The sequence below is a fragment of the Deltaproteobacteria bacterium genome (genome assembly GCA_003194485.1).
Lineage (GTDB): Bacteria > Desulfobacterota > Dissulfuribacteria > Dissulfuribacterales > UBA3076 > UBA3076.
This window is the reverse complement of the sequence record PQXD01000029.1, coordinates 1-10,166: the sequence shown is the minus strand read 5'-3', so window position 1 is coordinate 10,166 and position 10,166 is coordinate 1. Positions and strand designations below refer to the sequence as shown.

Genomic DNA, 10,166 nt, shown 5'->3' with positions numbered 1-10,166 from the left:
AAAAAAAATTAGAAAAATTGAGGAGTTGACTCAAAAAATGGTTGCTCTATGAAAGAATCTTCAGACCAATGGCAGTAATTGTATGGCAAGCAGCCTACCCGGTGCTTGCTGCCTGTATCTTATATGAAATATCCAGAGGCCGGTATTTTCCCGGTTCAGCATAAAAGATTCCATAGAAATGATTATTGCCCTTCACCGGTCCGACCCCAAGTGGGCCAATGTCAGGATAGTGCTGGAAGAGCTTGAGATCGACGAAATATTTGCCGATAAGAGACAGATCGAGCAGGTCTTACTCAACATAATAAACAATGGGTGCGAAGCGGTTGAGAGAAAGGGAGGGCCGGGCACAATCGATATTTCCGTCAAAAAGAAAGATCCCTATGCTGTAATTAGCATCCGGGATAACGGTATCGGGATCACTGAAGAGGACCAGGGCCGGATATTCGATCCCTTTTTCACTACCAGGGGGCCTATCGGTGCGGGTTTGGGCCTGAGCGTCAGTTACGGTATCGTGGAAAGACACGGCGGGCGCATAAATTTTGAGAGCGACCCGGGCAAAGGCTCTGTCTTTAGGGTCTATCTGCCTGTCAGTGATACCGAGAAGGAGGAAAAAGGTGCCATCTTCACACAGAATCTTGATATGTGATGACGAGGAAAGGATAAGGAAGTCCCTGGGCGGCCTGCTTGAAGACCAGGGCTATGATGTAGCAACCGCCCGGAACAGCTCGGAATGCCTGGAAATGGCGGCGGCTCATGATTTTGACCTGGTGATCCTGGATATCGTCATGCCCGACATGGACGGAATCGAGGTGTTGGGCAGGATAAAAAAGATGGGCAAGGGCACGGAAGTGATCATGATCACCGGCTATGCCGATAAAGAGAGGGCCATCACCAGCTTTCGGCTCCATGCCTATGATTTTATTGAAAAACCGTTTGAAGCCAAAGCGATATTAAACACGGTCTCAAACTGCTTGAGCAAACTGGAGCTTGAAAAGGACCTTGAAAAGAAGGGCCGGGAGCTCAGGGAATCAGAGGAAAAGTATCGAAGGATATTCGACGAATCCAAAGATATGATCTACATCACCACACGGGAAGGGAGGTTTGCTGAAATCAACCGGGCCGGGGTTGAACTCTTGGGATATGCCAGCAGGCAAGAGATCCTGAACCTGGAATCGGCAGAGGCCGTATATTACAACCATGCCGACAGGAGGCGATTCCAGGAAAGGATTGAAAGAGACGGTTTTGTCAAAGATTACCCGGTCGAGTTCAAAAAGAAAGACGGGACCAGAATCGACGTGCTCATCACATCAAATGTAAGAAGAGACGAAAACGGGAACGTGCTCGGCTATGAGGGGATCATACGAGACGTGACCGGGACAAAAAAGCTGATGAAAGCTATCCAGGAGGCAAAGGAGGAATGGGAGACGACATTCGACGCCATTGAAGATGCCATTTTCCTGGTGGACAGGACGTATACCATTCGAAGAGCGAATAAGGGCCTGGCCAAACTAGTGGGGAAAGATATAACCGATATCGTCGGCCAGAGATGTTATAAACTCCTCCACGGCATGGACCATGTGCCGGAGTTCTGCCCCCGGCCTCTGGTGGTCAAAGACTGTCGTTCTCACAGGGGTGAACTATGGGAGCCTTGCCTGAACAGGCACCTGCGGATCTATTATTATCCTATCACTGATGCCGGGAATGGAGTTAGAGAGGTCATCCACGTGATAAGGGATATCACGGAAAGAAAAAAGGCGCGCCAGGAGATTGAATACCTGGCCAGTGTTGTTCAGCACTCACAGGATGCCATTATCGCTACAGACCTCAATTGTCGGATTAGCAGTTGGAACAAGGCGGCCGAGAGGATCTTCGGCTATAAGGAAAAAGAGGCTGTGGGACGATTTATAGATATTATCGTTCCGGAGGAACAAAGAAAAAAGTGTCATCTCCTTGTCGAAGAAATCAGTAAAGGAGGGACCATTGCACGCCAGGGGGCCAAGAGAAAGACAAAAGATGGCCGGCATATTGATGTCGACCTGTCACTTTCTCCGATCAAAGACAGCGAGGGAAATACGATCGGAGTCTCTTCCATAATAAGGGATGTAACCTATCAGAAAGAACTTGAAGCCAAGCTCATTCAGGCCCAGAAGATGGAATCCGTTGGTACGCTGGCCGGCGGGATAGCCCATGACTTCAACAACCTGCTCATGGGTATTCAGGGTTATACCTCCCTGATGCTCCTGGATCTTGACAGCTCGCACCCCCATTATGATATGCTAAAGAAGATCGAGCAGCAGGTTACCAGCGGCGCCAGCCTGACCGGACAGCTCCTGGGATTTGCACGGGGAGGAAGATATGAGCCAAAGCCGACCGATCCAAATATGCTGATCAAAAATTCATCCGATATGTTTTGTCGAACCCAAAAAGAGATTGTTGTGCATACGAAGCTCGAAAAAGACGTGTGGGCGGTTGAGGTGGATCAGGGGCAGATAGAGCAGGCCCTTCTGAATCTCTATGTCAATGCCTGGCACGCCATGCCCGGCGGAGGAAACCTCTTCCTCGAAACAAGAAACGTTACACTGGATAAGTCTTACCTGGAGCCCTATAACCTGGAACCCGGCAGATATGTGAAGATATCGGTCACTGATACCGGGATAGGGATGGATAAAGAGACACTGCAGCGGATATTTGAGCCGTTTTTTACAACCAAGGAGATGGGCGCGGGTGTAGGACTGGGTCTGGCCTCGACTTATGGGATCGTCAAGAGCCACAAGGGAATCATCAACGTTTACAGTGAACCCGGTCAGGGAACAAACTTTAATATCTACCTGCCTGCCTCGGGCAATAGGCCGATTAAAGAGACGGGGCCTTCTGAGAAAGTGCTGAAGGGGAAAGAATCCATACTTTTTATAGACGATGAGGACAGGATCCTTGATACCGGCAAGGAGATGCTCGAGGCGTTGGGATACAAGGTCATGGTGGCCGGAAGCGGGGAAAAGGCCATAGAGATTTTCAAGGAGAGACATGACGACATTGATATGGTGATCCTGGATATGATCATGCCGGGCATGGGTGGAGGAGAGGTCTATGACAGGATCAAAGCAGTCTCTCCGAATGTCAAGGTCTTACTTTCAAGCGGCTACAGCATAGAGGGCGAAGCCGGGAAGATACTCAAGCGCGGCTGTAACGGCTTTATTCAAAAACCGTTTAATATAAATGAGCTGTCCAAGAAGATAAGGGATATCCTGAGCAAAAAATAGGATTTGTGTGACCGGGCTTCTAAACAGAGGAATTACCTGAATCAACGAGCAAAACCGTCCAGCCTTGATATAGTCAAGGACCGTCAGTTAGAAAATTGATCACCCCGTAATAATGATGAAAGCATCTATTCGGTGAACCCGTAGTCCATTCCGCAAACCGTTCACGGGAAGGGGATATTTCTTTTCACTTCACACTTTAGCCCCTTGTTTTCTTAAGGCCTTTGACATGGGGGATGTCCTGCCCCCTCTGCATTCGCCTTACGCTGCGCTCAGGCGATGCAGTTTTCCCCACAGCAAAAGCCGAGAAAACTACGGGGGCTTCCGTTAAACTGTTCAAAGAAATATCCCCTCCAGTGAACGGTTGCCATCCGTGCCCCCTGCCGCAGGAGCGGTTTGCCTTTTTTCGGGGTTTTGGGTAGCGGGCCGGATTGCACTGCCTCTCCGGTCTGCGATGAGTGAGCTTTGAAACCCTGCAAAAAGGCAACCGCTCCAAGGCAGGATATAACGGGTTCATAAGAATATTTACTGATGTAAGTGCCGAAACGGCCTTGACAGCCAGCAAAACATGCATATAAATTTTTATCTTCACCGGTGGTTTATACCTCTGCACTGCAGCCATTATTCATGGAAAACGAAGAGGAAGTAATACATGATCCATGTAGAAAATCTGACCAGGTATTATGGAGATCTCTGCGCAGTGGATCAAATCAACCTTGATATCAGGAAAGGGGAGATCCTCGGGCTGCTGGGCCCAAACGGCGCAGGCAAGACGACTACCCTGAGGATGCTCACCGGTTTCCTCCGGCCCAGCTCCGGGAGCATCCGCGTCAAAGACTTCTCAATTGATGAGGACTCTCTGGAGATAAAAAAGCTCCTTGGATACCTTCCGGAATCGGCGCCCCTTTACCACGACATGCTGGTCTATGACTATCTGGACTATGTTGCGGACATCCGGGGACTGGACAGGGAGCGAAAACTCAGCCGCATCCGCCGCCTCGCAGACCTCTGCGGCCTGAACGAGGTCATGCACCAATCTATAGGGGAACTCTCCAAGGGCTTCAAGCAGCGGGTCGGCCTGGCCCATGCCATGATGGATGATCCTGAGATACTGGTCATGGATGAACCTACCTCGGGTCTGGACCCGAATCAGATCGTTGAGATCAGGGATATCATCAGACAGATCGGCAAGGAAAAGACCGTCATCCTCTCCACCCACATTTTGAGCGAGGCCGAAGCCACATGTGACCGCATTGTGATCATCAACCAGGGCAGGATCGTGGCGGACGGGAGCACGGAGACCCTCAAGCAATCAGCCGGTGGAGAATATATCATCAACATCTGCCTCGAGAATGCCGACCTTGAGGCCGCAAAGGGGGAGCTCCATTCCATTGATGGTGTTGCAGAGGTGGTGCCGGTCGATAGGGAGCTTAGGGGAAAAGGGGATATTCTGCACATGAGACTCACCTGCCGGTCGCCTTCAGACCTCCGGGGAGAGATCTACCGGAAAATCAGACGGACTGACTGGATTCTGCTGGAGTTTTACCAGCAGAAAAAAACACTTGAACACGTGTTCCGTGAGCTCACCAGGGAGAACTGATATGCGACAGGTCAGACATATCTTCAAAAAAGAATTTACAGCCTATTTCATATCCCCCATCGCCTATATAGTGATATCGATCTTTCTTCTCATAACAGGGTGGTTCTTCTTTACGCCATTCTTTCTATATAATCAGGCAAATCTGAGGAATTTTTTTGTCCTGCTTCCCACTGTCTTTTCATTCGTGGTGCCGGCTGTCACAATGCGGCTCTTTTCCGAGGAATTTAATGTCGGGTCTTATGAGATCCTGCTCACCATGCCGGTGACATTTCGGGACGTGGTCCTGGGCAAATTCCTGGCTGCTGTTGCATTTCTTGCAACCATGTTGCTCCCGACACTTGCCTATCCCGTCTTTGTCTCATTCCTCGGCCAGCTCGATTGGGGGCCAGTCCTGGGAGGCTATATCGGTGCAATCCTGTTGGGCGCCGCATTTTCTGCCGTTGGGCTCTTTGCCTCATCGCTTACCCGAAACCAGATTGTTGCCTTTATTATCGGCATGGCAGTCTGCTTCGGCCTGACACTGATTGACAAGATGCTCTTTTTTCTGCCCCATTCACTGCTGGGGTTTTTTGAATATCTGGGCGCGGATTTCCATTTTCAGAACATCTCAAAGGGCGTTATCGATTCACGGGATGTCCTGTATTTCATGAGCGTCTGCTTTGTCGGCATCTATGGCGCGCGTCTGGCCATGGAGCAAAGGAGTTAGGGAAAAGGGGAACGGGCGTGAAAGACAGATCTGGAAAGTATATCAAATTCTTCATTTACTTGATTGTCATCGTTTTGATTAATGTGGCGGGCATCACCCTCTTTTTCAGGATGGATCTCACCGCAAATAAGATTTACTCCATCTCAGAAGCGAGCAGACAGGCCGTGTCCACACTCTCGGAGCCGCTCACTGTAAACGTCTTTTTCACAAAGGATCTTCCTGCCCCGCATAACAATACGGAGCGGTATCTTCACGACCTCCTGCAGGAATATTCCATCTATGCCAACGAATATTTTAACTACCATTTCTATGATGTGAGCCCGGAAGAGGGCGACATAAGCCAGGAGGCCGGAAAGAACCAGGAACTGGCGAAAAACTATGGGATTTATCCCGTCCAGATCCAGGTTGTCGAAAAAGACGAGGTCAAGTTTCAGAAGGCCTATATGGGCCTGGTACTGATTCACGGCGACCTTATTGAACGGATTCCGACCATTACGTCCACAGACGGGCTGGAATATAAGCTGACAACGGCGATCCGGAAACTGAACAACAAGATCAGCGTCCTGCTGAACCTGCCGGAAAAGATACAGGTCAAGCTGTTTCTTTCTTCTTCACTGGATATCGTCGCTTCCTTCATGGGCCTGAAAGACCTTCCGGAGCTTCCTGAAAAGCTGAAAGACATCGTGGAGAAACTGAACAGGAAGAACTACGGAAAGCTTGAATTCAAGTACCTGGATTTGACAAAGGATGAGAATGCAGAAGCGGAGCTCGAAAAATATCACATTCTGAGCCTCAAATGGCCGGCCCTTTCCGGGGGACAGATTCAACCAGGCGAAGGTGCCATCGGCCTTGTACTTGAATATATGGACAAAGTAATTGAGGTCCCGCTGATCCGTATCCTGCAGATCCCTCTTATCGGGAAGCGTTATGAACTTGTTGACATGGACGAGCTGGAAGAGATCATCAATGAGGGCGTGGAATCGCTCATCGACATCAATGAAGACCTGGGATTTCTGGCAGATCACGGAACACTGGATATCTCGAACGCTTCTCCCATGAACCTGATGGAACCTGACAGGCAGAATGCAGCATCAAACTTCAGGGCCTTGGTCTCTGAGAACTACACTATCAAGGATGTCAATCTCAAGGATGAGACTATCCCTGAAGGCCTGAATTGTCTGGTGATTGCCGGGCCTACAGAGAGCTTTACCGACTATGAGCTCTTTCAGATCGACCAGTTCCTGATGCAAGGGAAAAGTCTGGCCCTGTTTCTGGACGCCTTTAATGAAGTGAGTCCTCCCAGGGAGCAGTCCTTTGGATACGGCCAGGTACCCTCGTATGTCCCTCTCAATACAGGGCTTGAAAGACTACTGGAGCACTATGGCATCCGTATCAGCAAGTCCTATGTTATGGACGAAAATTGCTATAAACAGAGGATTCCGGCACAGTTCGGCGGCGGCGAGAGGGCCATATACTTCGCCCCCGTCATCAAGAAAGGGTTTATCAACAGCGATTTGGGGTTCATGCGGAACATCAAGGGACTGGTTGCGGCAAAGATCTCGCCCCTTGAGCTTGATGCTGAACGTATCAGGGAGAACGGTCTGGAGGCTCACAGACTGTTCGCCTCTTCAGAGAAGTCCTGGGAAATGAAGGGCCGGATAGACTTAAATCCCATGTTCATCCGGCCGCCGCAGTCGGTTGATGAGCAGCAAAGCCTGCCGCTTTCATATATTATTGAAGGGGAATTCCCCAGTTACTTTGCCGGAAAATCCATCCCGGAGAAAAGGCCGGCGGATGAGAAGGATTCGGGTGATTCAGAAAAGACAGCGGCCAAAGGGCCTGCCAAGGAAAGAACCGGGATCGATCTTTCAAAGATCAAGGCAAGAGGCGAATTCCTGTCCAGGGGCAAGCCGGGCAAGATTTTTCTGATAGCGTCCTCTGAGATACTCAAAAATAATATGCTGGACCCGGAAGGAAGAAGCCCCAATGCCATGTTTATCATGAACGTACTGGACTTCCTGAACAATCGGGAAGCAATCGCCATGATGCGGAGCAAGGAGCAGCGTTTCAACCCCCTCGATGAGACAGGGGCAGGAACCAGGACCTTTATCAAATCCTTTAATATCGTCGGGCTGCCGGTGCTTGTGGTCATTTCCGGACTTTTGGTCTGGTCGTGCCGCCACTCGCGAAAGAAACGCATCCGGATGATGTTCCAGAAGCGAAGCGCCTGAAGTGGATCAGCACGCCTGAATTTGGGCACGGAGAACGCGAATGAAGATAAAGAAGGAATATGTCATACTTCTTGGCGTCATTATAGCCCTGTCCCTGTATCTGGTCCTTCGCAAACCTGACAGGGCCCTGTACGAATTACCTGAAATTCCTCCTGTCGCCGGAAAGGCGATCTCTAAAATTGAGATTTCAAGGGCAGGCACGTCCATTGTCCTGAACAAGAAAGACGGCAAGTGGTACATTGCGCCGCAGGGGTATCCCGCCGATGCGGGCAAGGTCATGGAGATGCTCGACACCATCGGAGATCTTGCCGTGACTGCAATGGTTTCGGAATCCAGGGACTACAGCCGCTACGATCTGGACGATGACAAAAAAATCACCGTGAAGGCATGGACCGGCAACACACTCAAGAGGGAATTTGAAGTGGGCAAGACGGCCATGTCTTACCGGCACACGTTTGTGAAATTGGCTGATGACGGCCGCGTCTATCACGCCAGGGGCAATTTCAGGGACAAGTTCGACCAGACAGTGGACAGTATCAGGGACAAGACCGTGCTTTCCTTTGATCAAGATGATATCCGGGCGATACATATCAGCAGGGGAGGGGAGGCGGCAGAATTTACCCGGACCCAGGCGTCTGCAAAGGCCGGCACCGGGAGCGCGCCGCCGTCTGCGAAAGCCGAGACGGCCTGGCGGACTGCGGACGGCAAAGAAGCAGATAAAACCAAGCCGGACAGATTGCTTGTCACCCTTTCCAACCTGCGCTGCGAGAGATACATAGATGACCGAAAGAAGGAAGACTTCACGAGTCCGGTCTGGAGTATCAAATTGAAGGGCGCTCAAGAATACACCCTGTCCATCTTTGCCAAGACCGGCAAGGATGACAAGAGCTACCCCGCCGTCTCCTCTGGAAGTGGCTATCCGTTCATGCTGCCGGACTGGGAGGCGGACAACTGGATGAAGGGACCTCAAGAGATGCTGAAGGGGCCTGACAAATCGTAGCTATTGGACGCGACAGTACAGGAGACAGGAAAGAGGAGAGTCCCCGGATACTTCGCCGCAGGGTACGCGAGCTCCTGGGGTCAGGTGATCCGGAACAGGTCATAAGGGAGCTTGGAAAGATCCCTCCACGCAAGGCCATCAGCCCGCTCATTTCAGTTTTTTATGATAGTGATCCCGACCATCCGCGTCTTGCCGAAGAATATGTCCGCATTCTGCTTTCTTACATCAGGGAAGATGGGAACTTCCTGGAATACGAGCCCCTCAGGAGAGGGGCATTGTGGGGCATAGGGCGTCTGGCCCGGGTATATCCCGAGATGTTGATTGAACTGGATGCAGCCAGGTACATCCGGCCTTATCTGGAGTCTGACGATCCGTTATCAAGGTCATTGTCTGCCCGGGCGTTGAGAATGCTCGGTATAATGCCAAGGCCGTAAATGCCGCGCTGAAAGACCAGAGAATTTCCATCAAAGACCGTGAATATTACGGGTGGAAATGCTTCTTCGAAGGTGATGTTCCGTACAGGGCATAGCCTATTTCTTGTTCAAAATATCCCTTATTTCCTTCGCCAACACATTTATCATGAATGGCTTCTGGATAAAACTTTTACAGCCCCGCTTTAATATCTCGGCCGCCTCACCATCAATACTGTAACCACTTGAAAGTAAAACCTTTACCTTGGGATTGATCTCCTTCATTTTGTCATAGGCCTTCCCGCCACCCATAGTGGGCATGACCATATCCAAAACGACTATGTCTATCTCATCCTGATTCTTCCTGTAAACCTCTATGGCCTCTTTTCCATCCCTGGCTAAAAGCACTCGGTAGCCCACGGCTTCAAGCAGATCCTTTCCCACTTCCAAGATAGCCTCTTCATCGTCCACCAGCAAGACTGTTTCCGTCCCTTTGATGGTTTTTTCCACTGGCGTTTTGACAACAAGCTCCTGGACCTCTTTTCCTGATTCAGGCAAGTAAATACTGAAGGTGGTGCCATGATCTTTCTTCGATTCCACATCAATATATCCGCCATGGGCCTTTATGATGCCATATACAGAAGCCAGACCAAGACCGGTGCCCTTGCCCATATTCTTGGTCGTAAAGAACGGTTCAAATATGCGCTCCATGGTCTCTTTGTCTATGCCAGATCCTGTGTCGGTAACCCTTAAGAGGACATCCTATCTTACCCCTGTCAAGTTAAAATATTTCTTTTTTAAAAACAGCTAGTTGAACATTTAGGTACCTATAAGGCGCAAGTTCCCTGCTGGGCCTGTAACAGCTCCATAAAAAGGTCCGGCGGAACTCTCACCTATAGCGAATCCTGGATCTAATCGTTATCAGTATCCGGCGTGCTTTTAATAAGCCGCCTATCATCCCT

The 10,166-nt window shown here is 50.2% G+C and carries 8 protein-coding genes; 6 read left to right on the top strand and 2 right to left on the bottom strand.

All coding sequences use genetic code 11. From position 1 onward, the window contains the following. The first annotated feature begins 178 nt into the window (after positions 1 to 178). Together C4B57_10930 and C4B57_10925 are read left to right on the top strand one after the other, a co-directional pair. The gene (locus tag C4B57_10930; GenBank protein PXF52490.1) at positions 179 to 646 is read left to right on the top strand and encodes a hypothetical protein; all 468 of its coding nucleotides are present in this window, start codon (positions 179 to 181) and stop codon (positions 644 to 646) included. After that, positions 540 to 3,260, top strand: a complete 2,721-nt coding sequence (locus C4B57_10925; GenBank protein ID PXF52489.1) for a hypothetical protein — start codon at positions 540 to 542, stop codon at positions 3,258 to 3,260. Before C4B57_10930 ends, C4B57_10925 begins: the two co-directional genes overlap by 107 nt. A 196-nt stretch (positions 3,261 to 3,456) precedes the next feature. On the opposite strand, the gene C4B57_10920 is transcribed toward C4B57_10925, so the two are convergent. Further along, positions 3,457 to 3,879, bottom strand: coding sequence for a hypothetical protein (locus C4B57_10920; protein ID PXF52488.1), 423 nt, complete (start codon positions 3,877 to 3,879; stop codon positions 3,457 to 3,459). Positions 3,880 to 3,909: 30 nt separating this feature from the next. Here C4B57_10920 and C4B57_10915 point away from each other — a divergent pair, with 30 nt between their 5' ends. The 4 genes from C4B57_10915 (at position 3,910) to C4B57_10900 (ending at position 8,794) form a co-directional block, all read left to right on the top strand. Next, a complete protein-coding gene (locus C4B57_10915; GenBank protein PXF52487.1) occupies positions 3,910 to 4,857 on the top strand; it encodes an ABC transporter in 948 nt (315 codons plus the stop codon). A gap of 1 nt (position 4,858) precedes the next feature. After that, positions 4,859 to 5,563 carry an ABC transporter gene (locus C4B57_10910; protein ID PXF52486.1) on the top strand — a complete coding sequence of 235 codons (705 nt, stop codon included), beginning with the start codon at positions 4,859 to 4,861 and terminating at the stop codon, positions 5,561 to 5,563. A 110-nt stretch (positions 5,564 to 5,673) separates the two neighbouring features. After that, positions 5,674 to 7,794, top strand: a complete 2,121-nt coding sequence (locus tag C4B57_10905) for an ABC transporter permease (protein PXF52491.1) — start codon at positions 5,674 to 5,676, stop codon at positions 7,792 to 7,794. Positions 7,795 to 7,834: 40 nt separating this feature from the next. Further along, positions 7,835 to 8,794, top strand: coding sequence for a hypothetical protein (locus C4B57_10900; protein PXF52485.1), 960 nt, complete (start codon positions 7,835 to 7,837; stop codon positions 8,792 to 8,794). Positions 8,795 to 9,324: 530 nt separating this feature from the next. Here the strand turns inward: C4B57_10900 and C4B57_10895 are convergent. Further along, the gene (locus C4B57_10895) at positions 9,325 to 9,915 is read right to left on the bottom strand and encodes a hypothetical protein (GenBank protein PXF52484.1); all 591 of its coding nucleotides are present in this window, start codon (positions 9,913 to 9,915) and stop codon (positions 9,325 to 9,327) included. Positions 9,916 to 10,166: the final 251 nt, after the last annotated feature.